At 36.8% G+C, this 1,234-nt stretch carries 2 pseudogenes; both read left to right on the top strand.

From position 1 onward, the window contains the following. Window positions 1-274 (top strand): annotated as a pseudogene (locus AC1DND_RS28125) (TonB-dependent receptor); the annotation flags it as partial. 26 nt (window positions 275-300) lie between these two features. Then, window positions 301-1,234 (top strand): annotated as a pseudogene (locus AC1DND_RS28130) (hypothetical protein); the annotation flags it as partial.

The following is a 1,234-nucleotide window of genomic DNA, read 5'->3' on the forward strand; positions in this document are numbered from 1 at the left end:
GAGCTTGCCAAACTATAAACTTACAGCCGAAAACGATCCCAACTCAGTAAAACTGACAAAAATTGGCGATTTCCATACCGCAGATTTAATGCTGAACAAAAATCTATTTAAGTCTTTAACCATTAATGCAGGTATTAAAAACCTCTTTAATGTTACACAATTGAGCAACACTTCAACTGCAACTGGTGGAGCACACAGCACAGGTGGCGATGTTCCATATAGTTATGGCCGATCGTATGTGCTTGGGCTAATCTATAACTGGAATAAATTTTAACAATAAACAACATTAATTATAATAACATGAACAAACTGAACTCATTAATCGCTATCGCGTTTTTAGCTGCAACACTTACGGCCTGTAAAAAGAATACAGAAGAACCTATTTTTGTTGCTCCACCTTCCGATGGAAGTACTTTAACACTTAGTGGTAAAACAGCAGAATCAAACTATACAAATATAGTTTATGTAGATTTTAGCGCCGATAAACAGACTTCTGCAGAAAGAAAGAGTTTCAATATCGGGTTAACTTCTGATAGTAAATTCAGAGTTGTGCTTAATCCTTCTTATCAAACTACGGCAACGGCAACATCAAAAATCGATATTACAGCTGTTACATTGGCAGATCCAGGAACAACAGTTAATTTAAATCACGATATCATGGATCCGCTTACGGTGTCGTTAGTTGATTATTGGGACGGAAATATCACTAAAACAGCTTTTACTGAAGTAAGTGCTACGGAAGCAGAGAACAAAGTTTATTTATTAAGCTACGAAGGAAATAAGGATAAAGACAAGTGGTTTAAATTAAAAGTTACCCGTAATGGTTCTGGCTACAAAATTCAATATGCCCGACTAAACGAAACTGTAATAAAAACTTTGGATGTGCCTAAAAATGCTGATTACAATCTGGTTTTTGTTTCGTTAGAAAACAATAAAATTGTTCAGGCTGAACCGGCAAAAAGCACATGGGATATTTCATGGAGCTACAGTACGTTCAACTCTGGTTTAGGTTCGCCTTATTGGGTTCAGGATTTTGTTTCAATCAATAACTTAGGCAGTGTAAGTGCGGCAATGGTAGCTAAAAAAGATGCTTATGCAACATTTACTGAAGCAGATTTGGCTGGTCTTACTTTTCTATCAGTAAAAGATGTAATTGGAACAACCTGGAGAACTTCGCCTAGCCAGGCTGGTACTGGCGGCGCGGTTAAAGGAGATCTTTGCTATATTATTAAAG

The organism is Pedobacter sp. 01N416 (assembly GCF_056399685.1).